The sequence below is a fragment of the Bacteroidota bacterium genome (assembly GCA_020402865.1).
In the GTDB taxonomy this organism is placed as follows: Bacteria; Bacteroidota; Bacteroidia; order Palsa-965; family Palsa-965.
The window spans coordinates 239,602-264,183 of sequence record JADBYT010000015.1 but is presented as its reverse complement, the minus strand read 5'-3'; the positions used below and the strand labels follow the sequence as shown (position 1 = coordinate 264,183).

The 24,582-nt window shown below is 46.4% G+C and carries 25 protein-coding genes; 11 read left to right on the top strand and 14 right to left on the bottom strand.

Going from position 1 to position 24,582, the window contains the following annotated elements; translation table 11 throughout:
- Positions 1-30: 30 nt before the first annotated feature.
- The 14 genes from IM638_12130 to IM638_12065 all read right to left on the bottom strand — a co-directional run bounded on the left by IM638_12130 (position 31) and on the right by IM638_12065 (position 15,372).
- Positions 31-1,161 carry a hypothetical protein gene (locus IM638_12130; GenBank protein MCA6363778.1) on the bottom strand — a complete coding sequence of 377 codons (1,131 nt, stop codon included), beginning with the start codon at positions 1,159-1,161 and terminating at the stop codon, positions 31-33.
- Positions 1,158-2,174: a nucleotidyltransferase family protein gene (locus tag IM638_12125; protein ID MCA6363777.1), complete on the bottom strand. Its 1,017-nt coding sequence runs from the start codon at positions 2,172-2,174 to the stop codon at positions 1,158-1,160. The genes IM638_12130 and IM638_12125 overlap by 4 nt, the downstream gene beginning before the upstream one ends.
- A gap of 88 nt (positions 2,175-2,262) precedes the next feature.
- Positions 2,263-3,411, bottom strand: coding sequence for a LegC family aminotransferase (locus IM638_12120; protein ID MCA6363776.1), 1,149 nt, complete (start codon positions 3,409-3,411; stop codon positions 2,263-2,265).
- Positions 3,412-3,488: 77 nt separating this feature from the next.
- Complete coding sequence (locus IM638_12115) at positions 3,489-4,487, bottom strand: SDR family NAD(P)-dependent oxidoreductase (GenBank protein MCA6363775.1); 999 nt, start codon at positions 4,485-4,487, stop codon at positions 3,489-3,491.
- Between the two features lie 111 nt (positions 4,488-4,598).
- Positions 4,599-7,142 (bottom strand): YfhO family protein, encoded by a 2,544-nt coding sequence (locus tag IM638_12110; GenBank protein ID MCA6363774.1) that lies wholly within the window; start codon positions 7,140-7,142, stop codon positions 4,599-4,601.
- A 78-nt stretch (positions 7,143-7,220) separates the two neighbouring features.
- Positions 7,221-8,201 carry an SDR family oxidoreductase gene (locus IM638_12105; GenBank protein MCA6363773.1) on the bottom strand — a complete coding sequence of 327 codons (981 nt, stop codon included), beginning with the start codon at positions 8,199-8,201 and terminating at the stop codon, positions 7,221-7,223.
- A gap of 286 nt (positions 8,202-8,487) precedes the next feature.
- Positions 8,488-8,886 carry an ORF6N domain-containing protein gene (locus IM638_12100; protein MCA6363772.1) on the bottom strand — a complete coding sequence of 133 codons (399 nt, stop codon included), beginning with the start codon at positions 8,884-8,886 and terminating at the stop codon, positions 8,488-8,490.
- A gap of 8 nt (positions 8,887-8,894) precedes the next feature.
- Positions 8,895-9,203 carry a hypothetical protein gene (locus IM638_12095; GenBank protein ID MCA6363771.1) on the bottom strand — a complete coding sequence of 103 codons (309 nt, stop codon included), beginning with the start codon at positions 9,201-9,203 and terminating at the stop codon, positions 8,895-8,897.
- 95 nt (positions 9,204-9,298) lie between these two features.
- Positions 9,299-10,267, bottom strand: a complete 969-nt coding sequence (pfkA, locus tag IM638_12090) for a 6-phosphofructokinase (protein MCA6363770.1) — start codon at positions 10,265-10,267, stop codon at positions 9,299-9,301.
- Positions 10,268-10,309: 42 nt separating this feature from the next.
- Entirely contained in the window at positions 10,310-11,452 is a 1,143-nt protein-coding gene (locus IM638_12085; protein MCA6363769.1) for a class I SAM-dependent RNA methyltransferase, read from the bottom strand.
- Between the two features lie 34 nt (positions 11,453-11,486).
- Positions 11,487-12,272 (bottom strand): ZIP family metal transporter, encoded by a 786-nt coding sequence (locus IM638_12080; GenBank protein MCA6363768.1) that lies wholly within the window; start codon positions 12,270-12,272, stop codon positions 11,487-11,489.
- 2 nt (positions 12,273-12,274) lie between these two features.
- Positions 12,275-13,024, bottom strand: a complete 750-nt coding sequence (locus IM638_12075; protein ID MCA6363767.1) for a class I SAM-dependent methyltransferase — start codon at positions 13,022-13,024, stop codon at positions 12,275-12,277.
- Positions 13,025-13,083: 59 nt separating this feature from the next.
- Positions 13,084-14,979 (bottom strand): asparagine synthase (glutamine-hydrolyzing), encoded by a 1,896-nt coding sequence (gene asnB, locus IM638_12070; protein MCA6363766.1) that lies wholly within the window; start codon positions 14,977-14,979, stop codon positions 13,084-13,086.
- Positions 14,980-14,985: 6 nt separating this feature from the next.
- Positions 14,986-15,372 carry a RidA family protein gene (locus tag IM638_12065; GenBank protein MCA6363765.1) on the bottom strand — a complete coding sequence of 129 codons (387 nt, stop codon included), beginning with the start codon at positions 15,370-15,372 and terminating at the stop codon, positions 14,986-14,988.
- A gap of 157 nt (positions 15,373-15,529) precedes the next feature.
- On the opposite strand from IM638_12065, the gene IM638_12060 reads away from it, so the two are divergent.
- The 11 genes from IM638_12060 to IM638_12010 all read left to right on the top strand — a co-directional run bounded on the left by IM638_12060 (position 15,530) and on the right by IM638_12010 (position 24,579).
- Positions 15,530-16,105, top strand: a complete 576-nt coding sequence (locus IM638_12060; GenBank protein MCA6363764.1) for a TerD family protein — start codon at positions 15,530-15,532, stop codon at positions 16,103-16,105.
- A 32-nt stretch (positions 16,106-16,137) separates the two neighbouring features.
- On the top strand, positions 16,138-16,815 hold the full coding sequence (locus IM638_12055; protein ID MCA6363763.1) for a TerD family protein: 678 nt from the start codon (positions 16,138-16,140) through the stop codon (positions 16,813-16,815).
- A complete protein-coding gene (locus IM638_12050) occupies positions 16,812-17,507 on the top strand; it encodes an HAD family hydrolase (GenBank protein MCA6363762.1) in 696 nt (231 codons plus the stop codon). The genes IM638_12055 and IM638_12050 overlap by 4 nt, the downstream gene beginning before the upstream one ends.
- Entirely contained in the window at positions 17,504-18,334 is an 831-nt protein-coding gene (locus IM638_12045; GenBank protein ID MCA6363761.1) for a hypothetical protein, read from the top strand. The genes IM638_12050 and IM638_12045 overlap by 4 nt, the downstream gene beginning before the upstream one ends.
- Positions 18,324-18,875, top strand: coding sequence for a TerD family protein (locus IM638_12040; protein MCA6363760.1), 552 nt, complete (start codon positions 18,324-18,326; stop codon positions 18,873-18,875). The genes IM638_12045 and IM638_12040 overlap by 11 nt, the downstream gene beginning before the upstream one ends.
- Positions 18,876-18,967: 92 nt before the next feature.
- Positions 18,968-19,606, top strand: coding sequence for a VWA domain-containing protein (locus IM638_12035; GenBank protein MCA6363759.1), 639 nt, complete (start codon positions 18,968-18,970; stop codon positions 19,604-19,606).
- A 13-nt stretch (positions 19,607-19,619) separates the two neighbouring features.
- The gene (locus IM638_12030) at positions 19,620-20,261 is read left to right on the top strand and encodes a VWA domain-containing protein (GenBank protein ID MCA6363758.1); all 642 of its coding nucleotides are present in this window, start codon (positions 19,620-19,622) and stop codon (positions 20,259-20,261) included.
- Positions 20,261-20,527, top strand: a complete 267-nt coding sequence (locus IM638_12025; GenBank protein MCA6363757.1) for a YggT family protein — start codon at positions 20,261-20,263, stop codon at positions 20,525-20,527. Before IM638_12030 ends, IM638_12025 begins: the two co-directional genes overlap by 1 nt.
- A 21-nt stretch (positions 20,528-20,548) precedes the next feature.
- A complete protein-coding gene (locus IM638_12020) occupies positions 20,549-21,598 on the top strand; it encodes a VWA domain-containing protein (GenBank protein MCA6363756.1) in 1,050 nt (349 codons plus the stop codon).
- Positions 21,599-21,604: 6 nt separating this feature from the next.
- On the top strand, positions 21,605-23,029 hold the full coding sequence (locus tag IM638_12015) for a protein phosphatase 2C domain-containing protein (protein MCA6363755.1): 1,425 nt from the start codon (positions 21,605-21,607) through the stop codon (positions 23,027-23,029).
- A 20-nt stretch (positions 23,030-23,049) separates the two neighbouring features.
- Positions 23,050-24,579: a kinase gene (locus IM638_12010; GenBank protein MCA6363754.1), complete on the top strand. Its 1,530-nt coding sequence runs from the start codon at positions 23,050-23,052 to the stop codon at positions 24,577-24,579.
- Positions 24,580-24,582: the final 3 nt, after the last annotated feature.

The following is a 24,582-nucleotide window of genomic DNA, read 5'->3' as shown; positions in this document are numbered from 1 at the left end:
ATATAACTAAAAACGAAATTGAATATTTTATTATACTCTATATAAAGAATGCCATTGCTTTGCCTTAATTGCCCAATTAGTCAAGTCCCATACCTTTTCTTTATTCACTACAGATAAAGATTTTTCAATCACAATATTAGTCAATATTTCATTTAGCTTTTCTCCAATATCATCAATATGTTCAATTTTAAAAAAATAAAAACCCTGTTTACTCAACATATCATATGGAAGCCAGGCCCCGGTAATAACAATAGCACCCGAATACATATACTCAAGCATAGAAGCCGATAATTGATCTGTCTTTTGCAACTGAATCATGACGTCAATACTCATTCTAATTACGGCCAATTCCTGATCGGATAAAAATTTGTCGAATATCAAATAATTTGAAACCGACTTAGAAATCTTATCTATTAGTTTTGACTTATACTCTAACGGCCCCGCACCATTTAATTGAAAAACAAAGCATAAATCAGTCCTTTGTGACAAACCACTTTTCTCGATAGATGCTAATATTGCTTCGTGTTGCTGGATTGGAAATCCATTATAACCAACAGCAATATTTATTTTATTATCATCAATACCCAATTTTTTTTGGGTATGCTCCAAAGTATCAGCCGAAATACTGTTTATTATATCAAGTGTTTTTACTCCAAACGGAATCACCTTAACAGGAATATCAACAAGTTTATAATATGCTAATACATCATTTAACGTACTTTCGTTGGCTGCTGTTATAAGCTGTGCTCGGCGGATAAATCTGAATACGAGCCACCGCAATACTTTTCCTGATCTGTAGAATTCGCTGCCAAAAATACTTACAATTAGTTTTTTTGATAAAGCCTGTACCTTGAATCTTAAAAATCCCAATACAGGTGTAACATAAAAAACATGAACTGCATCATAATGATGTGGTATGCGGCCAATCTGACTTCTCAAAATGTACCAGATTGCAAAAAATTTAATAATACGAATTTGAAGCCACCGGGATTGAGATTCTGGTGTAAATGTATTTGAATAAACAGTTTTAGTGGCACGATTTAAGAAGGGGGTTGCCGACAAAAAGTCAATTTGTAAAGTTGAATCTACCTTTCTTAACTCAATAGCAAGGTTTTTCAATAATTCATTATCAGGATTACCTATAAATAAAACCCTTTTCATGAAATGGATTTTTTCTCGAAATATGCTATTGTTTGTCGGTATTCTTCCCAATCGCCAATATCAAACCATGCCTTTTCGGATACAGGGAAAACCCCCACCTTAAACTCCTTTTTATTTTTAACAATCTCAATAAGTTCAGTAATATGCATAAAGGTATTGTCTGGAATAAATTCCAAAACCAAAGGATCTAACACATACATGCCTGAGTTTATCATATAAGTTATTTCAGGTTTTTCTTTCATTTCCTTCAAAATACCTCCCTCACCAATTTCTATTGTGCCATAAGGTATTCTGACATGTTTTAACGAGCCTACAAGGGTAATTGTGTTGGAATTTTCTATATGATAATTATATATCTCACGATAATCCTGCTCTATTAAAATATCACAATTTGAAACAAAGAAAGGCACTTTCAAAACTTTCTTTAAAAGATAAATACTGCCTGCTGTACCTAAAGGTTTGTCTTCGGTGAAATATTGAACTTGATATTTTTTTGACTGAATGTGATCAAAATAATATTCAATCATTTCTTTTTTGTAGTTCACAGAAAAATAAAAATCTTTAACTCCTAATCTATTAAACCGATTAACGATTATTTCGATTATCGGTTTATCACCAACTGGCACTAGGGGTTTAGGAATTACATTTGTTAAGGGTTTCAAACGACTTCCCAAGCCACCGGCCATAATTACAACAGGTACCCCTTCTAAACCACCATCCGGAACTAACTGATTTTCAGAAAATTCTTCTTCCCAAAAAAGCACATCATGAATGGAGCCGTCCTGATTAATAATTGGCATACACTCCGTTCGATATTCAAACATGTTTTTTCTAATTTCTTCGCGATCATCATCTATAGTTGCCACTCTAATATTTGAGCGCATTACGGACGAGATGGCTTGATCAAGCGGAATATTTTTAATGATAGCGCGTTGAATATCTCCAATGCTTAAGAGTCCTTTGAAAACATCATTATCAAAAACAAGCAATAATTTTCTGTCGATCGCATCCATTAACTTCAATGCATGAAGAAGGGATGTATCAACATTTAAAGAAATCATTTTTATTTTATCTGCCGATGTCATTGTCAGGTTCCTTTACTCATTTCAAAATCGGAGAACTAGGTAGATTAATCACCCGATCTTCAAGCCATAGTGCATTTTCGAGATTGGCTGACGGGCAACTATCGTACATGCGGAGTTTACTCATGAGTTTCCAGATGGGCCGTGTCATTACACCACTGCCATTTGTAGCTTCAAGAATTTCGTCTCTGCTGTTCCGGTCTTTGAGAATAATTACGTTAAGCCAGTAATTGGATTTACAAAAATCACGCTCACTGAAAAATGTTATTTCAGATTCTTTGAAAAATTCATTGTAGGCATTGGCAATTTTGCGTTTGCTTTCAATGTATCTGTCAAAGTTTTCCATTTGCGCTACGCCTATTGCAGCATTTACGTTTGTCATACGATAGTTGTAACCAACTTCATCATGATCAAACTCCCAGCGATGCGGAATTTTAGCAGTGGTAGTGATGTGGCGGGCACGTTTGGCAAGTTCTTCATCATTGGTAAGAATCATCCCACCTCCGCCAGTAGTAATTGTTTTGTTGCCATTGAAACTGAGAATACCCAGTTTGCCAAATGTGCCGGTGTGTTTTCCTTTGTAGAATGTGCCCATTGATTCGGCGGCATCTTCCACCACTGCAATGTTGTAGCGGTTACACACATTCATAAGTTCATCCATTCTTACCGCATGTCCGAATGTGTGCATCGGTACACAGATAGAAATACGACGTCCTGTTTTTATGTTGTAGCAGAATCCATCACTACGCATTTCGGTTTCGGCCGCCAGCATTTCTTCGAGTTTCTCCGGCGATACACCTAAGGTTTCGCGTTCGCTGTCGATAAAATGTGGAATGGCCCTGCAATAGGCAATAGCATTGGCGGAGGCAACAAATGTAAGAGCAGGTACAAGTATTTCGTCGTTTTCTCTTACACCGGCGAGAATGAATGAAATGTGCAATGCAGCAGTTCCGCTTACACAGGCTACAGCGTATTTTGCACCTGTGTATTCACGTACACCTTCTTCAAACAATCCAACAAAACGCCCTACGTATGATACAAACGTAGAATCAATACATTCAGCTAAATATTTTTTCTCGTTTCCAATAAACACCGGAGCATGAAGCGGAATGGGCTCCTCTGTGTTATATAGCGTACGAACAAATTTATTTATTTCGCTTGCGTTCATCTTAACTGAATTTTTCGCTATTTAACAGGTGTTAACTACAGTACTGACGGCTGAATTCATTGGAGTTTGTGTACTAATCACACATTGTAAATATCTGTTTTGTAGCGGGAAATATTTTGTGGCTGTCGAAACCATTCTATTGTTTCAGAAAGCCCTTGTTCGAGCGAATACCGGGGAGACCAGTCGGTTAAACGAAGAATTTCCTGGTTGCTTCCAAGCAGTCTTTCCACCTCACTCTTCTCCGGTCTTAAACGAATTTCATCGGTGACCACAGTTGCTGATGGATTAATAATCCGAATCAGGTTCTCGGCCAAATGACCAATGCTTATTTCATTTTGCGTGGCTATATTAATTTCCTTGCCGAGTACAGTGTCACTTTTTGCAATTGCCACAAAACCGGCCACGGTATCTTTCACAAAAAGCAGATCTCGTGTGGGAGTTACCGCCCCCAGTTTAATCTGATTTTTGCCCGCCAGCAACTGAGAAATGATAGTTGGGATAACGGCTCTGGCCGATTGACGCGGCCCGTATGTGTTAAACGGCCGTACAATGGTAACCGGAAGTTGAAAACTGCGATAAAAACTGTCAGCTAAATAATCTGCACCAATTTTAGTGGCCGAGTAAGGTGATTGTCCCTGCCGCGGATGCTTCTCATCAATAGGAGCATACAAAGCTGTGCCATATACTTCTGAGGTGGAAGTAACTAGAATTTTTTCGACGTTGTTGTCTCTTGCTGCCTGCAGAATATTGAGTGTACCTTTGATGTTAGTATCTACGTAGCTGTCTGGAGAATGGTAACTGTAAGGAATTGCAATTAACGCGGCAAGATGAAAAACTACATCTACATTTTTCATTGCCGTTTTAACACCATTCTGATCTCTTATATCTCCGGCGAAAATTTCAATCCGAGACAATTGCTCCGAAGATAAGGTATCAAGCCATCCCCAAGAGTTAAACGAGTTGTAAAAAACAAATGCCCTCACTTTACAGCCTTCTTCCAGCAGTCTTTCAACCAGATGGCTGCCAATGAATCCATCAGCACCGGTAACAAGCACCTGTTTGTTTTTTAGCTCCATATTGAACAATGAATTTATATAACTGAATAAAAAACAGTTTCATCAGTATTGCCCTATGTACAAGCCGGAAAGCAGTGTTTGGGGAGAATACTGATGAGTTTTTTTTGATTGTTAGACGGTTTTCGGTGATTGATTTTGTTCCTGCTTTTTATTTTTTCTGATTTCAAGAAACCCGACTCCCAACAGTAACACCAACAAAATCAAAGAAGAGATTTTTGAAATCATCTCCCCTTTCGAATAAAACTCAGGTTCAAAACGGAATTCAACAGTATGTTTTCCGGCCGGAACGCGCATGGCGCGAAGCACATAGTCGGCACGGAAATGCTCGGTTAATTTACCATCCACATAAGCATTCCAGCCATGCGGGTAATAAATCTCAGAGAATACTGCCAGTTGCTCTTTCGATGAATTACTCTCGTAAGTGAGCTTGTTGGGTGCGTAGCTAAGCAGTTTGATGCTGGCGGTAGAATCAGCTGCTGGAATTAATCCGGCAAGCTGTTTTTCGAAACGCTGATCAACCACTGCGGTGGTGCGGGGATTGAAATTCTGTACGGCCACCATTTCACTGTCGGCATTGGCTACCTTTTTGATGTTGCTCACAAACCAGGCATTTCCGCAGGCATTACTGTTTTTAATTACACCACCTTCATCATTTACAATCAGGTAGCGGGTATTCAGCATATTGAGTGTGGCTGCTGAAGCAAGTGCTGCCTGCACCGCGGAGTCTGACTGAGCCTTTGAAGCCTCGATGCGGAACTGCTTAATGTCGTTTTCCATGGCCCACTCATACAATTCCTGAATGCGCTTGAGTTTGGCACCGTGATAGCCTCCTACCGACTTATGGAAATAAGAGGTAGAAGCATCATTCCAGATATTGGCCGCCAGATTGAGTACACGGTAATCAGGATCTTTATCCTGTAAAATCAGCTCATCAGAGGCCGACATACTGAAGTTTATTTCTTTGGTGGTGCGTTTTTCGTAGTGGCCGCGTTTCTGGCTAAGGTAACGCGAAGCAACAGGCATTAAATCCACCATAAATAGCACCAGCATACCACCTGCAAGGAAAAAAACATTGAAGCGGAAACGTGAATACGCAAACAGCAATCCCGCAGCCATTACGATAAACAGCGTTGAACGCATGGCATCAGAAGATACCAGACCGAGACGCACTTCCTCAAGCGATGCAATGAGAGGATCGACTTCACTAAGAGGAACTCCCTGTTTTTCATAGGCTGAACGCACCTGACCAATTTCACTGTCTTTTACAGGTGTTACAAATGACGAAGGCGTGATACTTACAAGGAATGTTATCCCTCCGGTTATGCCCAATGCAATCCAGAATGATCTTTTGCCAGACTTAAATACATCCGGATTATCCATAATTTCCTTCACTGCCAGCATAGCAAGTATAGGAATGGTAATGCAGGCAATTACCAGTATCATGGAAACAGCGCGGAACTTATTATACCCGGGAAGATTGTGAAATAAAAACTCGGTGAGTCCTTCAGCATTGCTTCCCCAGGAAAACATGATGGAAACCACTGTAGCAGCAAGCAGCCACCATTTAATCTGATCTTTTACTATGAGCAATCCGAGCACAAAAAGGAAGCAGAAAATTGCTCCTACATAAACTGGTCCGCTTGTAAAAGGCTGATCACCGAAATAGGCTGTAAAACTCTGGCCGATAGATTCGCGTTGGTTTACGTCACTCGCTTTTTTCAGCGCCTCTTTGTCGTAATCGGCAATGTTATCCGAAGCACCGCCATTAAAGTCTGGGATCAGGAGTGTGAACGATTCGCCAACCCCGTAACTCCATTGAGTGGCATAGCCAATTCCAAGACCATCTTCCGTTTTGCTTTCGGTTTTCGAATCGAGTGTAAGTTCTGACCTGCCGCGTGTGGTTTCCTTTCCGTACTCGTTGGTGAGATAGAGGCTGGTAATGTTGGGAAGCACGGCAAGCACAACGGCAACGGCAAGTACAGCGCCGGACTTGGCCAGATATACAATTTTCCCTTCGCGAATAAGGCGAATCGCTTCGCCAAGGCCAAGAAGTAAAAGCAAAATGGCCAGATAATAGGTTATTTGCAAGTGGCCTGCTGCCAACTCGAATGCGAGAGCAAGCGCCGTAATTACGGCCCCCAACAGCAAACGCCCTCTGAGTGTGATGAATACACCGGCAATTACCGGAGCCATATAAGCCATTGCGAAAGCTTTGGAGTTGTGGCCGGCCTGCAGAATAATTACGGTATAACTGGCCAGCCCGAATGCCACGGCAGCACCTATACACAGCCAGGGATTTATGCGCAGTGTGACAAGCAGAAAATAAAAACCCACCATGCTCATAAACAGCGCGAAAAAGGGCACCGACATCATCCGGAGAAACCCGACATGGATACTGTTGATGATATTGCCCGGATAAAGTGTGGAAATCTGGTAAGCCGGCATACCTCCAAACATCGAATTTGTCCAGAGCGGCTCTTCACCCGGATGCGCTTTGCGGTAATCCACAATCTCTTTCGACATCCCTGCGTGATTGTAAATATCACCCTGCTTAATGCTTTTTCCGCCAAACACAATCGGGTTCAGGAAAAAAACAAGTACAACAAAGAAAATAAGCAGTGCAGCGATGTGTGGTAAATACCGTTTTGTATTCATAACCATTGATTTCTTGCGGGTTGGCCACAAAGTTATTAAAATCTGCGAGGGTTGGAATCAAACCCGCTATGCCAAAGTCTAAACTTTGTTAAGTAGGCTGCGATACCAGTTTACGGTGCGCTGAATTCCTTCTTCGAGCGAGATTGCAGGGGTATAATTGAGGTATTTCCCCGCAGCCGCCACAGAGGCAAAACTTTGCCGTATATCGCCTTTGCGTTCGGGCAGAAATACAGGTTGTGAAGTAAATCCTGTTGCACGTGCTACCATTGCATATAAATCAAGCAAACTGGTAGTGGCACCGCATGCAATATTAAATACGGGCTCTACGCCTGAAGGGATATGTTCAACTGAAAGTGCATGGAGATTGGCCTCTACCACATTATCGACATAGGTAAAATCGCGGGTGGTAAGACCATCGCCATAAATGACCGGTGTTTTACCGGTAAGCATTTGTGTAATAAACAATGGAATTACTGCGGCGTATGCCCCCTCAGGGTTCTGCCTCGGACCAAAGACGTTAAAGTATCGCAGGCCGATTATTTCCATGTCATACAAACCGGCATACAATCGGGCATATTGCTCATTCACCGATTTGGTGAGCGCATAAGGAGAAAGCGGAGCGCCAAGAACAGTTTCTGTCTTGGGACTTGAAGCATCATTACCGTAAACCGATGAGGAGGAAGCATAAATAAACCGCTTCACACCGGCCATACGTGCCGCTTCCAGCACATTCACAAAGCCATCAATATTGATTGAATGTGTATTAAGCGGCTGAGCAATGCTGCGCGGTACTGAACCTAAAGCAGCCTGGTGTAAAACAACATCGGCCCCCTTCATCACTGCTTCGCAGATACTGTAATCTCTGATATCCCCATTCACAAAGTGAATCAGCCCGCCTTCAGCTAATTCCCTGATATTATCATAATTCCCAGTCAACAGATTATCGAGCACAATAACATCATAATTCCGCTCAACCAATTGAAAGGCTAATGCGGAACCAATAAAACCGGCTCCTCCTGTTAACACAATTTTTTTACGGGAAATTTTTTCTGATGACATACCCTCTCTGCGTGGCAGGTAAAAGTATAAAAAATGAAGGCTGCTTTTCCGATAATTGTATTTAGAAAAGCTATTTCATCGGATTGGCCTGTTATAAAGATCAAACACACGTCCGCACCAATGCCTTTACATTTATCCCTTGCACAAACCTGATGTGAAATGATTCTGCAATCACATCCGGTAATTTCTCAGAAATGCATTTTTCAGGGAGGTAACTTACAACAAAGTTGCGCCACAAATAACTGAAATACAATTATTTACAAACTTGATCTTCCAAATTGGAATATCAAGTTTTATCGGTTTCCGAAGGTAGTTTATACCCTATTCTCGCTCTTCGTGGCGCACTGTCGGTTTTCTTTCTGAGTGCTTCGAGATAACCTATTATTGAGAAGATACGCTGATCTTGTTCCGATATTTTTTTCTTCAGTTCTTCGAGTTCAAAACCAAGCAATGTGTGATCTGTAATCATTTGCCGCACTTTACAGAATATTCTCATAATCTGAATATTTACAGATATGGCACGCTCACTGTTTAATATGCCAGAAAGCATAGCCACCCCTTGTTCTGTAAAAACAAAAGGCTGTTTTCTGGAGCCTCCCCATTTGCGTCCGGGTGAGTTGCGTTGCAACTCGGCAGCTTCTTCACGTGTAAGCTGAAACATAAAATCAGGCGGAAAACGCTTGATGTTTCGGGCTACTGCTTTGTTAAGAGCCTGTCAGGATTTTTTGTTGCGCTTTGATTTTTGCAGGATTTTTTGCAAGATCGAGGCGGTTTTTGAGTCGATACCCGGAGGGTCTCGGCGAAAAAACCAACGAAGAGATGGCAAAAAAGGCGCAAAATCATTAGTAAGAAAAAATCCTGACAGGCTCTAAAATTTCCGGTGGTTACCTTGTAAAGTTCGGCAAGGTCATTGTCCATCATCACTTTAGTATCACGGATGAGGTACATTTTACTGATGACAGCATCATCAGACAGTTTTACAACTCTCGTTTTTTTGTTCATGGTAAATAAGAAAATCAAATAATTAACAACAGAAAAAAACTAGTTCTATCTTGAAAAGCGGCGCAAACGTAAACCAATAATTTCAAACTTCCAAATCAGCGGGCAAGTACACCTACCATTTTAAGCAGGGCCTTATCCGGTTCGAGAATATGTTTTACGGCGTCTTTAAAGGGAGTAAATGCAATTTTGTTATTTATTATGCCCACCATCTCATGGCTATGTCCGTTTAATAAAGCATCAACAGCTGCGTAGCCCATGCGGCTGGCGTTTACACGTTCCATACACGTGGGTGCGCCTCCGCGCTGGATGTGACCGAGAATGGTTACGCGTACATCCAGCTCAGGAAAGTTTGCCTTTACGGCATCACCTACCTTAAATGCGCCACCGGCTTCATCGCCCTCAGCCACTACAATTATTTTCGATTGTTTGCCGCTGCGCGAATTAGCCAGACGATTAATCACCACCTGCAAATCGTTGGGCGATTCGGGAATGAGAATGCCTTCGGCTCCGGTACCAATGCCGCTGTACAATGCAATAAGCCCTGCATCGCGCCCCATTACTTCTACAATAAACACACGGTTGTGCGACTCGGCCGTGTCGCGTATTCGGTCAACCGCTTCCACTACGGTGTTTATGGCTGTATCAAAGCCAATGGTGTAATCGGTGCCCGCAAGGTCATTATCAATTGTACCCGGGCAACCGATGAAGGGGATGCTGCTTATTTCGGAAAACGCCACTGCGCCGCGGAAGGTTCCATCGCCGCCAATGGCTACCACGCCTTCAATTCCGCGCTTCTCCAATTCGGTTTTGGCCTGCTGCCTGCCTTCGGGCGTCATAAACCGCTTACTGCGGGCGGTTTTCAGAATGGTGCCGCCACGATGAATGATGTTGGCTACCGAAGCGGCATCCATCTCCACAATATCACCTTCTATCATTCCTTCGTACCCGTAACGGATGCCGAATACACGCAAATCCTTACTCAGGGCTGTACGAACCACTGCACGCACGCAGGCATTCATTCCCGGCGAATCACCACCGGAGGTAAACACGGCTATAGTTTTCATAGCCTCAAGATAGGAAGTAAAAATTGTGTGGCGCGTGCGTTGTTAACGAAGCTTATGAATTTTCTTGGTGCCTTCGTAAAGATCATAACGCACAAAGCGGCATTCGAGCGGACCGTTCCACAGTGCTATTTTGCGCGACGGGCGAAGCCCCACTGCCCTTAATCCATCAGGGTTTGATGTAATCATCCAGGCCTGATAGCCGGCATACTTCTTCTTCAGCGTATCGCCAATTTGCTTGTAAAGCTCAGTTACATCATCCTGTGCCATACGTTCGCCGTAGGGTGGATTGAGAATGAGCATGCCTGCTCCCTGTTCGGGCGGCTCGCTGTCGAAGAAATTCTGGCAGGCGGTTTTTACAATATCATCCACCTTAGCCAGCTTGATATTTTCGCGGGCTTTGCGCAGCACGTTGTAGGATACGTCGCTGCCCAGAATTTCAACGGTTTCGTTGTTGATGCGGCTTATTGCACCTTCGGTAATTTTTTCCCAAAGCTCAGGTTCAAAATCGCGCCAGCGCTGAAAGCCGAACGATTCGCGGAACCAGCCTGCCGGCACGTTGGTAGCCAGCAAGGCCGCTTCAATAACCAATGTACCTGAACCACACATCGGATCAATTAAACGCGAACGTTTGTTCCAGCCCGAAAGCGCAATCATACCCGCTGCCAGTACCTCGTTGAGCGGAGCACGTCCGGTATCTTCACGATAACCGCGCTTGTGCAGCGAATCGCCCGAACTGTCGAGCGAAACCGTTACCGAAGCATCATTCACATGAATATTTATGCGCAGCGTGGGCGAAAATTTTTCGACCGAAGGCCGGCGACCATGCTTATCACGAAACTGATCCACGATGGCATCTTTCGTTTTCTGCGCGAGGTAAAAGGTGTGATCGAAAAATTCAGAATTGGCCGTAGCATCAACGGCCAGCGTATCATCAGGCCCCATCCACTGCTCCCAGTCGATACGGCGAATCCCGTCGTACAGTTCCTGCTCGTTGCGTGCTTCAAATTGCTCAACCGGCATAAGCACACGCAGCGCTGTACGCAGCAGATAGTTCGCTTTGTACATCGTGCCCTTGTCGCCTACAAAGCTCACCGCACGGCGGTGTTCCTCGATATTGCGCGCACCAATTTTCAAAAGTTCGCGGGCAAGTTCGGTTTCGAGTCCGGGCATTGTTTTGGCCACCATGCGAAACTCGCCGGGCTGTATTTGATTTGTTTCCTCAGCCATGTGCAGCAGCAATAGTGACTAACCAGGCAGCCGCAGCCCCCAGCAGAATGATAAAAAACTTGATGGCGTTGAACCGGTGATTTTCTGACGATTCAAACAAAATTGTGGTGGAGATATGCAGAAAAATACCCACCACCACAGCCGTTATGGCATGGAAGTAGGGCGTTAGTCCGCCGGTAAGTTGTGTGCCAATGAAATAGCTCGCCAGCATACCGGCAGGTGTCATGGCTGCAAACAACAAAAGATTAAGCACGATGCGCCGGCGGCTTATGCCCAGATGCAGCATGAGTCCGGCAAAAGCAATGGCAATGGGAATGTTATGCAGCACGATGCCCAGCACAAACGGAGGAAACAACGCCTCCCCCACCGCTTCCGAACCCAGCGGCATACCTTCCAGAAAAGCATGAAGACACAACCCGATAAGCACACCTGCAGGCACAATATGCCGCACATGTGAATGATCGTGTGAATGATCGTGTGCGTGCGGGTGATCGTGCGAATGCGAATGACTGTGCGTAAGATCATGCCCGTGTTCTACACCAGCCGTAATGTATTCGAGCAACACCTGAATGAGAAAGCCGGAAAGTATCCAAATTCCCGTATTCGATCCGCCTTCATGATACAATTCGGGAATAAGGTGCAGCAAACTCAATGCAAGCAGAAACGCACCGCTAAACCCAAGCAGCAGCCTGAGCGGCTTTCGCGGCACACGAAAAACCAGCATGAGCAATCCGCTCACCAATGCCGAAAGCAATATGACTGCTGCGGTGAAAAACATAATCAGCGTTTACGGACAATGAGAATCAAACGGGGCGAAGCATTTTCATCAAATGCACTTAAATCATAATTCCCGTAAACCTGCGTAATTTCAAACAAACCTTCCATCAGCTTTTCAAAATCACGCAAACCAAGCAACTGCACCTTTTCACGGAAATTATATGATATTTTATTGTCCTGAAAATGAATTGTTTTATAAATAAACTTTCCATCTGTTTCCTTCTTAATGGAAAAGTCTATTCCTGATGCTGTTTCGGTATATTCGCTTTTCTGGGTTAAACAGCCCTTCACCCATTCCGCATTCAGAAAATCAATTACAAGCATGCCATCCGGCTTCAACCCTTTATAAACAGATTCCAGCACCTGACGGTTATCGCGCTCCGAATCGAAATAACCGAAACTGGTAAACAGGTTGAACACAATATCGTAATACCTGATACGGAACGGGCGGCGCATATCATGTACATAAAACGCCAGTTTATCTGTTTCTGATTCAGATGCGGTGGCTATGCTGGAAGGAGATAAATCAATTCCCGTTACATCTAATCCCAGACTATGCAGCACTAAAGAGTGACGCCCACGGCCACAGGCGAGGTCAAGCACTTTGCTGCCTGCTGCGGGATTGAGCAACTGATGAAGACGGGTAATAAACTGCGCGGCTTCCTCATCATTACGTTTATGATAGAGTATGTGGTAATACGGACTGTCGAACCAGTTTTTGTACCACGTATTTTCAGCCTCGGCGTTATTCATTGCGCCGCGAAATTACGCATTCCCGCGTAAAAAACACTCATTATTGCAACTAAATTGCATTAATATTCATTTGTGAAAATTTCCGCATACTTTTTTTGAAACACATAGATGCCCCAAACCCGCGCTGCAGCGTCGGCGGGAGCGGTTGAATGCAGCTGCCTGAAAAGTGCCTGAAGTACATCGTGGCTGAATATGCCCTGATTGCGGATCGTGTCTGGAGCGCATAAATCGAGAAGTTCTTCATGCAGATCAGTCCGGAGCCATTGCAGCACGGGCACTTCAAAACCTTGTTTGCGGCGTGTGAAAATGGTTTCGGGCAGCATGTGTGCAAATGCGGCTTTAAGCAGGCGTTTCTGGCCTTGCGCATCAATTTTGTAGTGCGCGGGCAGCGAATGGATCCAGCCGGCCACTTCGTGATCGAGGAATGGCGGACGCACTTCGAGGCTGTGGTGCATGCTCATGCGATCCACTTTCACCAGCATGTCGCCGGGAAGCACAAAAGCGGTATCCGCATGCAGCATGGCATTCATGGCATCGGCGCTGCTGAAATCAAGCTGAGGGAGATAATGACAGATTTGCAATGCTTCGGGGCGTTGCCAGTGCGACTGCAGGAGTTGCAGTGCTTCTGTATGCTTTGTGTAACCGGCCCAGCGCCAGTAGCGTTGTGCCTGACCAAGCTGCATGCCTTCGGCAAAGCGGCGGAGCTGGCGCACACGGTTGCCAAACGACGAATTGCGCGAAGCAGGCAACATATTCCATAACGGCGCACCGGCGGCCACCAGTTTGTGCTTGAGCTGCGGCAGCAGCAGCATGTGCCAGGCGCGGTGTTTGTGGTAGCCACCCAGCAATTCGTCGGCACCATCGCCCGAAAGGGCCACGGTTACCTGACTGCGCACATGGCGGCTGAGTATGTTTACCGCGAGCGCCGAAGTATCGGCAAAAGGCTCGTCCATGGCTGCAAGCGTATCGCCAAGCGCATGCGCAAGATCATTTTGTGTAACAGGAAAAACAGTATGCGCAGTGCCGATGTGTGCGGCCACCTGCTTTGCAAACGGTGTTTCATCGAAAAGCGGTGCATCGGGAAAACCGATAGAGAATGTGCGCAGTCCGGGCGAAAGCTTCGCACCAATCGCCGCCACCACGCTCGAATCGATGCCGCCGCTGAGGAATGCGCCCAGCGGCACATCGGCTTCAAGCCTTCGGGCTACAGCAACAGTAAGTTTTTCCTCCAGCATGCTGGCCGCTTCCATAAATGAAGGCGGCATAGCGGTGGTCTGAGGCAAGGTGTACCATTGCTGCGCTGTTATTTTGCCGGTGTGAGCGGCAATGCGCATCCAGCTTCCGGGCGGCAAAGGCTGCACATGTTCCACAATACTCAGCTGCGGCGGTACGTAATTGAGATGCAGATAAGCCTGCAAGGCATCGGCATTGAGCGTGCGCGGAATGCCAAATTGCAGCAAAGCAGTGAGCGTGGATGCAAAACAAACCCCATGCGCCCCGCGATACACCAGCAGCGGCTTTTCACCGAAACGGTCGCGGGCAATGAAAATTTCGTGTTGCATCAGATCGGCAATGGCAAATGCAAAAAAGCCATTGAGCATGTGCAGGCACTCATGGCCATAGTGTTTGAAGCATTCGAGCAACACTTCCGAATCGCCGCTGCTGCGGAAAGAAACACCTTTGCTTTGCAGATTTTCGCGCAGGTTGCGGAAATTGAAAATTTCGCCGTTAAACACCAGCACATAACGTCCGCATGAGGAGTGAAACGGCTGCGCGGAGGCATTGCTGGTATCAAAAATTGCCAGCCGCGCGTGACCAAGCGCAAAGCCGCTGCTTTCGAAAACACCCTCCGCATCAGGCCCGCGCCGGTGCATGGCCGCTACGGCACGCGCAATGCGCCCGGGAAAATGCCGGGTACTTTCGTGCCAGCTGATACTGCCTGCAATGCCGCACATAAAAGCTTAGCCTTTTATGGCAATCATCGAAATTTCCACGTTCACATCAAGCGGCAAACGCGATACCTGCACGGTTTCGCGGGCCGGATAGGCGGCGCCTTCGGGGAAATAGCTGCCATACACGGCATTTACTTTTGCAAAATTGTTAAGGTCGGTGAGAAAAATTGTGGTTTTTACCACATGTGTGAAGTCCATACCCGCATCCGTAAGAATGCTTTTGAGGTTTTCCATTACACGTGTGGTTTCGGCCTCAATGCTGCTGTTGTGTATTTCGCCGGTAACAGGATCTTTACCTACCTGTCCGGAAATAAAAAGCATATTATTGATGAGAATACCATGGCTGTATGGCCCGATGGGTGCGGGAGCACCGGCTGATGTAATAACCTGTTTCATGGTGTAAAGGTACATTCCTGCGCGGGGCGAAAAAATTTTCTTCCTGTTTCGTGATTTTTCCACAACGACGGCGCTTTTAACCGAAAATTCCTATTTTGGGGACAGTTTTACCCCGAATTACAATTTCCAAACAACATCATTCACTCACATTTCTGTTATGGCTATCAATCTGCAAAAAGGCCAAAAAGTTGACATTTCCCTTTCGAATCTCAGTGTAGGTCTGGGCTGGAATCCCAATGAAGGAACAGGACATGATTTCGATCTTGATGCGTCGGCTTTCATGCTTAACGGTAACCGGATGATTCCATCCGAAGGACATTTCATTTTCTACAACCAGCCTGATTCGCCCGATACGGCGCTGCATCACACCGGCGATGACCCGACAGGCGGCAACAGTGCCGAGGGCGACGACGAAACCATTATGGTAAACCTGCAAAAAGTATCGAACGATATTCAGGAGATTCTCTTTGTGGTTACCATTCATGATGCAGATACGCGGCGCCAGAATTTCGGTCAGGTACGCAACTCATACATCCGTATTGTGGACAACAACAACGGTAGTGAGATTTGTAAATACGAGCTTGGAGAAGATTTCTCAATTGAAACAGCGGTTGAATTCGGTCGTCTCTATCGTCGTGATGCCGGCTGGAAGTTTGAGGCTTCAGGTATAGGCTACCAGAAAGACCTTTCTTTCTTTGTAGAGAAGTATTACACCGGACAGGTGATTAAGTAAGTTCATTCACTCAACTAAATACAAGATTTAAAATGGCGATTAACCTACAGAAAGGTCAAACGATTGACCTTCGCAAAAACGACAAGGGCGAGAGTTTCGACCTTTCTACCGTAACGATTGGTTTGGGCTGGGACATGCGCAAGCAGAGTGGCGGTGGTTTTCTGGGTAAACTTTTTGGCGGTAACAAAGGCGAAGATTATGATCTCGACGCGCAGGCTTTTCTGCTCGATTCGAACGATAAAGTGGCCAATCTGGGCCGTACCGTGCAGAATGCAAACGGCATGAAAATTCCGCTGTATGAAAGTGATGTAATTTACTTCAACTCCATGCGTCATCCTACCGGCCATATCTGGCTTACGGGCGATAACCGCACCGGAGCAGGCGATGGCGATGATGAGCAGATTATTGTAAAGCTCGATTCGCTCGATCAGCGTTATTCAAAAGTGCTGTTTATGGTAACCATTTATCAGGGCCGCCAGAAAAACCAGAACTTCTCGATGATTGAAAACGCCTTTATCCGTGCGGTGGACGCACGTGGTAAAGAAATTGCGCGTTTCAATCTCTCTGGCGATCCTTCGATGGCCGGTTCTGCCGCCATGATTTTTGCAGAGGTTTACCGTAAAGACGGCACCTGGAAATTCCGCGCGCTGGGCAATCCGCAACCCACCGACAACTTCCTCGAAATCCTGCGCAACTACGTGTATCAATGATCGAAAGCAACGGCATAGTCCATATTTCGTTTGATTTATGGATGACACTCATTGCTTCCGACCCGCAATTTAAGCCGAAACGGGATGCTTTACTGGCATCCCGTTTTGGCATTAAGGCTGCACCGGAAGAAGTATCGGCCACGCTGCGCCGCATGGACAAATTGTTTGACCATGTGAGTGTGGTGTGCGGACAAACAGCCCATTACGAAAGTTTGCTTCTGCTTGCCCTTGATGCGTTGGGCGCCGAAGCAACCGCTATTGAACCGGAAGCATTAGACGCCTTTTACGACGAGATGGAGGTGCTGTTTTTTATGCATCCGCCACAGCTGCTGAATGCCGATACGCTGGACACATTTGAAACATTGCGGCAACGAAACATCAGCCTCAGTTTGCTCAGCAACACCGGATTCATAAAAGGCCGCACGTTACGCAAACGACTTGAGCAGCTGGGAGTTTCGCCGCATTTCAGTTTCATGCTTTTTTCCGATGAGCACGGTGCGGCCAAACCGGCGCCCGCTTTTTTTGCCAGCGCATTCGATGCCGTAAACGCCTTTCGAAATGCCGAAAAACACGAAATATTGCATGTCGGCGATAATCCCGTGGCAGATGTAAAAGGCGCGTTAAACTTTGGCTTCCGGTCGCTGTTGTATGATAAAGAAGTACCTTCGTTGCGCAGATTGACCGGTATATGAATTTTTCATCTTTCTCATTACATAAAATTGATTCGGCTTCAGCACTTTCTTTTTCTGCAGGGGCTTACAGCCGTTTTAAGTTTGGCGACGAAACAGAAGCAGAACATTTTGGCACCGCACTGGCTGAACAATTTATTCTTGCTCATCGTAAATTGTTACTGACCGGCGGGCCCACTGTGGCGGTGCCCAGTCCGTATGATTTCATACCCACTGCCTCGTGCGCCATGACCCGCTATTTTGTGCGCGAAGTAAACCGCTTTCTTGCTGAGCACGAAAAACCTTCGTTACTGGAATCCCGCATACATCGTTACAAAACCTACAGTGTAGATTATGGCAACCTGAGCTTTGATGAGCGTTACAAACTCATCACGCAGGGTACGTATCACATTGATAAAACGTTTCTGAGCAACCGTAATGTGCTGCTGCTCGACGATATACGCATTACCGGAAGCCACGAACTTGTATTGCGCAAACAAATTGAAGAATTGCAGATTCCAGGCAATTTCATGTTTCTCTATTTTGCCGAACTCACCAACAAGGAAATTGCCCCCGAATTTGAAAATGTACTGAATTACAGCGAAATCAAAGATGTAAACGGTTTACTTAAACTCATTCGGGAGAAAATATTTACTTTTAATACCCGTGTCATCAAATTCGTTCTTTCGCTTCCCGATGCCGATTTACAGGTGTTTGTGAAAAATGCGGAACCCGCGTTGCTCAGCAAACTCTGCGACCTTGCATTTGGAAATAATTATCATCTGATGCACGAGTATAAAACTAACCTCCATTCAATTTACAATCACATATACCACACACATGGCCATTAATCTTCAAAAAGGACAGCGCGAAACGCTGAACGCGCAGAAATTTACAATTGGGCTCGGCTGGGACACCAACGCCTCTGCTTCCGGCGGTGATTTTGATCTTGACGCTTCTGTGTTTATGCTCACCGAAGCAGGTAAAATTCCTGCCGATGAATTTTTCATTTTTTACAACAATGCCACTTCTCCTGACGGCGCCGTTTCACACTCGGGCGATAACCGCACCGGCGACGGCGATGGCGACGACGAGCAGATTGTGGTAGATCTTTCGAAAATAGATTCACGCGTGACACAAATATGTGTGGTTGTAACCATTCATGATGCTGACGACCGCCGCCAGAATTTCGGTCAGGTGCGCAATTCGTTTATCCGCATTTGTGATGCAAGCGGTGCTGAAATGGTGAAATACGAACTCGACGAAGACTTTTCGATTGAAACGGCGGTGGAATTTGGCCGCATTTACAAGCGCGGTGCCGAGTGGAAGTTTGAAGCCGTTGGTGTAGGAATGAAAGGTGGCCTGAACGACTATCTGAACCGTTATAACTAAGCGAAACTGCAGATGAACAGATCTGCAGTAAGCGATAAATAAATATCCATGATTGCGTGGTAATCATACCCGCATCATCAATCAAAAACGCTATGCGCAAATTACCCGTTTACCTTCTGCTCGACACCTCCGGCTCGATGACAGGCGAACCGATTGAAGCCGTGAAAAATGGCGTACAGGTGCTTATCTCCACACTTCGCCAGGATCCGCATGCGCTGGAAACTGCTTACATCAGTGTAATCACGTTCGATTCAACGGCGCGGCAGCTTATTCCGCTCACTGATCTGGCTTCATTTCAGATGCAGGAAATCCGTGCCACAGGCACTACAGCTTTCGGCGAAGCGTTGAACGTGCTTGCACAATGTATTGACCGGGAAGTGGCACGCGGAAGCGCCGAAATGAAAGGCGACTGGAAACCGCTTGTATTTATCATGACAGACGGAAGCCCCACAGATCAGTGGCAGAACGGACTTGCCGAACTCAAGAAGCGTAAAACCGGCGTTATTGTGGCCTGTGCAGCTGGTTCGGGTGCCGATACCAATGTGCTCAAACAAATTACCGACGTGGTGGTTGGTTTGGATACTGCTGACTCCTCAACCATCAAGGCATTCTTCAAATGGGTTTCGGCTTCCATCAGCACAGGCAGCCAGAAAGTAGAAAACTCAGGCATCGAAGTAGGTGGCCTGAATGAACTGCCGCCGCCGCCGCCCGAAGTAAACATTGTGGTGTAATTGCGTTTTGTAAATGGCTTCACGACGACTTCCCGTTTATCTCCTGCTCGACACCTCGGGCTCCATGAAAGGCGAACCCATTCATGCCGTGAACAATGGCCTGCAGGTGCTGCTTTCAAAACTCAGACAAGATCCGTATGCACTGGAAACAGTGTGGATCAGTCTGATTACGTTTGACCGCGAGGTGAAACAGATTGTACCGCTCACCGATCTCGAATCGCTGCTGCTGCCAGAAGTAACCACACCTGATTCAGGCCCTACCAATATGGGTGCCGCGCTTGAACTGCTGCTCAATGTAATGCGCCGCGAAGTAAAAACCGGCGCAGGTGAGGATAAAGGCGACTGGCGTCCGCTGTTGTTTCTGATGACAGATGGCAAACCGTCTGATCTTGCGCTCTTCCGCGACATGGTGCCTAAAATCAGAAGCTACAATTTTGCAATGGTGGTGGCCTGCGCAGCAGGTGCTTCGGCGCAGGACAGTTTCCTGAAAGAAATTACCGACACGGTTGTACATCTTGATACGGCCGACAGTAATACGCTTACCTCGTTCTTTAAATGGGTTTCGGCCTCTATCGGCACAGGCAACCAAAGTGTTACTTCTACCGAACAACTTGTGCTGCCGCCACCACCCGATGAAATTAATATGGTGATTTGATGAAGTTGCTTGGATTCATTATTACGCTTGCTGCACAGTTTCTGATTATTGGTTTATTCCTTTATTCAAAACTGTATCCCTACAAAAACCGCATGGCGCCGCAAATGCTCAAACGGTTTCAGTTTCTCGAAAAAGTGCTGGAACCGATACTGAAACTGCTGCGCAAGGCATTTAAACCGGCTCAGGTCGGACAGGGCCTGGCAATAGATACTGCACAGTTTGTGCTGCTTATCATTTTGCTTTTCCTGCTCACGCTGTTCAGGTAGTTACATCAACACATTAACAACATGAGACGACTTCCGATTTATTTCCTGATCGACATTTCAGAGTCGATGATCGGTGAACCGATTCAGATGGTGGAAGAAGGGCTGGCCATGATTATCAAGGCGCTGAAAGAAGATCCGTATGCGCTGGAAACCGTGCATATTTCCATTGTAGTGTTTGCCGGACAGGCGCGCACACTGGTGCCGCTGCAGGAAATCATTACATTTTATCCGCCACGTTTTCCTATTGGCGGAGGCACTTCACTGGGCAATGGCCTGGGGCATCTCATGTATGAACTTCGCAAAAACACCATACAAACCACCGCCGAACAAAAGGGCGACTGGAAACCGATTGTGTTTTTGTTTACTGACGGAGTGCCTACCGACGATACGCAGGTGGCCATTGCCGAATGGAAGAAAAACTGGGCTTCGAAATCGAGCATGGTAGCCGTTTCGTTTGGCGAGGAAGCCGATCTGGAAGTATTGCAAAAACTTACCGAAAACGTGTTTATGTTTAAAAACACTTCGGTAAATCAATACAAATCGTTTTTCAAATGGGTTACGGCTTCCATAAAAAGCAGCAGTATGAGTGTGGAAACCGGCGGCACCGGCTTTGAATTAACCAAGCCCGACGAGTCGGTAATTTCAAAACTTGACCCGCGCGAAATGCCGCCCAAGCCGCGCTTCGATCACAACTTTACCGTGTTCACCGGCAAATGCCAGCATTCGCAAAAGCCCTATCTCATTAAATACCGGCGTACCACGCAACCTACCATGGTGGGCGGTATGGAAATGAACAGCCTGGTGTATCGCCTTGTGGGTGCTTATCTGGTTGATTCTTCCTATTTCGATTACTGCGATGAAACCGGCGGAGCAAACAAAGTAGGTACCGATGAACTTCAGGGAGCACCCACCTGCCCTTCGTGCGGCAATCAGTACGGACTCAGCATTTGCCAGTGCGGAAAAATTCATTGCTGCGGCAATGAAGAAATAAGTACATGCCCGTGGTGCGGAAACAAAGGCCGCTATGGTTTTGGCGAAGGCCGCATGGACATTAATTCGGCTCAAGGCTAAAGCTTGATGGAACGACAGCAACGCCGTTTATACATTACACAACTGCTTAAACAACGCAGTGTGGACATTACCGAAAAACAGTCGGCTCTTCTCGATGCGTATATCGACAGCGAAGAAGTGATTGAACAATGCCGCCTGATTTCGGTCACTACAGAAAATCTGATCATGAATCTTCAGGAAAATATAGCACTGAACAACATCCGCGAAAAACTGCTGCAACTGCCCAATGGCACTGTTGACAAGCCTTATGCACAGGTGTTTTCGCTGTCTCAGTACGGACTTGAGAAAATTGCGAGCTTTACACTGCAGTTTCCCGAAAGTCTGGGAATTACTTACGATCAGCAAACCGGACAGATTTCGGGCACACCACTTGACCAGGGTGAATTCAGGGTGAAATTGATTTTTAAACTCACCAACCAAAGCGATCCGGAGAAAACACACGAGAAAGAAATTTCGTTTGTGGTGAATCCTGATCCGAAAAAGCTCTGGAAAAATATTCCTTCGCCGGCTGATGGTATTTTCTGGAAGCCCGATGAGGTGAAGGATGCAGCTGAGATGCTGGGACATAAACTGGCTGTAGCCTCAAAGCGCGGTCGCAGTCATGCACACGAAGGTATTTACCGCGATGATGATTTTGAGCACTACTTCGATGCACAAACAGGCTATGCCGTAATTGCAGTAGCCGATGGTGCGGGAAGTGCGAAGTATTCGCGCAAGGGCTCGCAACTGGCGTGCGAAGGCGTGGTGAATTTTTTCAAAAACATTCCGGCTGATGAATACAAGCAGCTTGACGATGTTATTACCGCCTACCACGCACACAAAGACGAAGCCAGCAAAAATGCGTTGAATGAGTTCCTCACGCAGCGTTTCAGTAAAGCGCCGTTCGAAGTGCATCAGCAGTTGGTAAACTATACGGCCGAACTTGCCGCAAATGGCGATGAGGTAAAGTTGAAAGACTTTTCAACCACACTGTTGTTTGTGCTGCTGCGCCGCTTTGAATTTGGCTACAGTGTAATGTCGTTTTCCGTAGGCGACGGTGGCATGGGCATTTATCGCCGTAATGAAGATGTTACTTTGCTGGGAACTCCCGACGGTGGTGAGTTTGCCGGGCAGACACGCTTTCTGACCATGCCCGAAATTTTTGCCGATACTTCATTTTACAAGCGCATCGGTTTCCGCATTGTACAGGACTTTACAGCCATTGTGCTGATGAGCGACGGGATTACCGATCCGAAATTTCAAACCGATGCAAACCTGACGAGGATTGAAAAATGGGATGAACTATGGGATGATCTCTGCGGCAAAAATAATGATGGCGTGACTGTAAATTTTTCAACGGAAAACGAAAACACCGCCACTGAACTGCTCAACTGGATGGACTTCTGGTCGCCGGGCAATCACGACGACCGCACCATTGCCATACTTTACTGAACTTCTGCCCCGAACTGAACATGGCACAAACCATAACCATAAAAGCGCACGACGGCACACAGGTGCAGTATGTGGATACCGGCGACCCGATGCAGGGCGGACTGAAGGATGTTTACTTCAGCCCCGACCGCTCGTATGTGGTGGCGTTCTTCCGCGATAAAATGAGCACGGCCGATTACAGCGCCACGAAGGAACGGCTTACCACCATTGTAACCACCTACCGCGAACGTATTTTTAATCAGGCTGGCGGCGATTACTGGAAAGATCTTTTCTGCTGGCCCACAAAAGTAGTTGAGTACAATGGCAAAATCGGCATTGTGGCGCCGGTGTATCAGAAGCACTTTTTCTTCAGCTACGGTTACAATGCGGCGGCGGCGCAAATTGCAAGCATTGTAGGCAAAGAAAAGGAAGGAAAATGGTTTGCTGCGGCGCAGTTCCGCAATCCCGCATTTAAACTCCACCTCGATAAACGCGAGCTCAGCGACTGGTTTAAATATGTACTCATTTGCCTGCGCATTGCCCGCGCTGTAAGGCGTATGCATGCGGCAGGACTTGCGCACTCCGATCTTTCGTACAAAAACGTACTCATTGATCCGATGAGCGGCAATGCAGCCATTATTGATATCGACGGGCTTGTGGTGCCGGGCAAATTTCCGCCCGATGTAATTGGTACACCCGATTTTATTGCGCCCGAAGTAATGGCCACCAAGCATTTGCCCAAAACAGATGCCGGCCGCAAACTCCCCTCAATAAACACCGACCGCCACGCACTGGCGGTGATGATTTATATGTATCTGCTTTACCGCCACCCGCTGCGCGGCGGCAAGGTAAACGACCTCGACCCGCAGAAAGACGAAGAGCTTTCAATGGGGCAGAAAGCACTGTTTGTGGAACATCCTACCGATGCCACCAACCGGCCTAAACTCAATCAGGTAAAACCCACACAGCTGCCCTGGGCCGATGTATCGAAAATACCCTATTCTGTTGCAGGCCCATATCTGAAAGATCTTTTCGACCGGGCTTTCATTACCGGCCTGCACAATCCAATGCAACGCCCTACAGCCGATGAGTGGGAAAATGCACTCATCAAAACGGTTGATCTCATGCAACCGTGCCAGAACGTGAAATGCGACCAGAAATGGTTTGTGTTTGATAACAGCACCCGCCCAAAATGCCCGTTCTGCGGCACACTGTATCAGGGACAACTGCCCATACTGAATCTTTACGCCCAACGCTCGCCCGGAAAATGGACCGAAGAGAAACACCGGGTAATGGTGTATCACAATCAGTATCTTTACCCCTGGCACATTAACCGCAACATAGCACCAAACGAAAAGCTCACACCCGAACAACGCAAACCCGTGGGCTATTTCGTGCAGCATGGCGGTAAATGGGTTCTCATCAATCAAACCATGAGCAGCCTCAAAGACGTGGACGAAAACAAAATTATCGGCCCCAATGAAATGGTGGAGCTTACCGACGGCAAGAAGATCCTGCTCTCGGCCGATGAAGGCGGACGACTCGTTATTGTTCAGTTAGTTACCAATTAATTC

Bases quoted from the DNA above. Each gene is read 5' to 3' on its own strand.
- IM638_12130 (MCA6363778.1), bottom strand. From the start codon at position 1,161: ATGAAAAGGGTTTTATTTATAGGTAATCCTGATAATGAATTATTGAAA.
- IM638_12125 (MCA6363777.1), bottom strand. From the start codon at position 2,174: ATGGATGCGATCGACAGAAAATTATTGCTTGTTTTTGATAATGATGTT.
- IM638_12120 (MCA6363776.1), bottom strand. From the start codon at position 3,411: ATGAACGCAAGCGAAATAAATAAATTTGTTCGTACGCTATATAACACA.
- IM638_12115 (MCA6363775.1), bottom strand. From the start codon at position 4,487: ATGGAGCTAAAAAACAAACAGGTGCTTGTTACCGGTGCTGATGGATTC.
- IM638_12110 (MCA6363774.1), bottom strand. From the start codon at position 7,142: ATGAATACAAAACGGTATTTACCACACATCGCTGCACTGCTTATTTTC.
- IM638_12105 (MCA6363773.1), bottom strand. From the start codon at position 8,201: ATGTCATCAGAAAAAATTTCCCGTAAAAAAATTGTGTTAACAGGAGGA.
- IM638_12095 (MCA6363771.1), bottom strand. From the start codon at position 9,203: ATGAACAAAAAAACGAGAGTTGTAAAACTGTCTGATGATGCTGTCATC.
- pfkA (MCA6363770.1), bottom strand. From the start codon at position 10,267: ATGAAAACTATAGCCGTGTTTACCTCCGGTGGTGATTCGCCGGGAATG.
- IM638_12085 (MCA6363769.1), bottom strand. From the start codon at position 11,452: ATGGTGGCCAAAACAATGCCCGGACTCGAAACCGAACTTGCCCGCGAA.
- IM638_12080 (MCA6363768.1), bottom strand. From the start codon at position 12,272: ATGTTTTTCACCGCAGCAGTCATATTGCTTTCGGCATTGGTGAGCGGA.
- IM638_12075 (MCA6363767.1), bottom strand. From the start codon at position 13,024: ATGAATAACGCCGAGGCTGAAAATACGTGGTACAAAAACTGGTTCGAC.
- asnB (MCA6363766.1), bottom strand. From the start codon at position 14,979: ATGTGCGGCATTGCAGGCAGTATCAGCTGGCACGAAAGTACCCGGCAT.
- IM638_12065 (MCA6363765.1), bottom strand. From the start codon at position 15,372: ATGAAACAGGTTATTACATCAGCCGGTGCTCCCGCACCCATCGGGCCA.
- IM638_12060 (MCA6363764.1), top strand. From the start codon at position 15,530: ATGGCTATCAATCTGCAAAAAGGCCAAAAAGTTGACATTTCCCTTTCG.
- IM638_12055 (MCA6363763.1), top strand. From the start codon at position 16,138: ATGGCGATTAACCTACAGAAAGGTCAAACGATTGACCTTCGCAAAAAC.
- IM638_12050 (MCA6363762.1), top strand. From the start codon at position 16,812: ATGATCGAAAGCAACGGCATAGTCCATATTTCGTTTGATTTATGGATG.
- IM638_12045 (MCA6363761.1), top strand. From the start codon at position 17,504: ATGAATTTTTCATCTTTCTCATTACATAAAATTGATTCGGCTTCAGCA.
- IM638_12040 (MCA6363760.1), top strand. From the start codon at position 18,324: ATGGCCATTAATCTTCAAAAAGGACAGCGCGAAACGCTGAACGCGCAG.
- IM638_12035 (MCA6363759.1), top strand. From the start codon at position 18,968: ATGCGCAAATTACCCGTTTACCTTCTGCTCGACACCTCCGGCTCGATG.
- IM638_12030 (MCA6363758.1), top strand. From the start codon at position 19,620: ATGGCTTCACGACGACTTCCCGTTTATCTCCTGCTCGACACCTCGGGC.
- IM638_12025 (MCA6363757.1), top strand. From the start codon at position 20,261: ATGAAGTTGCTTGGATTCATTATTACGCTTGCTGCACAGTTTCTGATT.
- IM638_12020 (MCA6363756.1), top strand. From the start codon at position 20,549: ATGAGACGACTTCCGATTTATTTCCTGATCGACATTTCAGAGTCGATG.
- IM638_12015 (MCA6363755.1), top strand. From the start codon at position 21,605: ATGGAACGACAGCAACGCCGTTTATACATTACACAACTGCTTAAACAA.
- IM638_12010 (MCA6363754.1), top strand. From the start codon at position 23,050: ATGGCACAAACCATAACCATAAAAGCGCACGACGGCACACAGGTGCAG.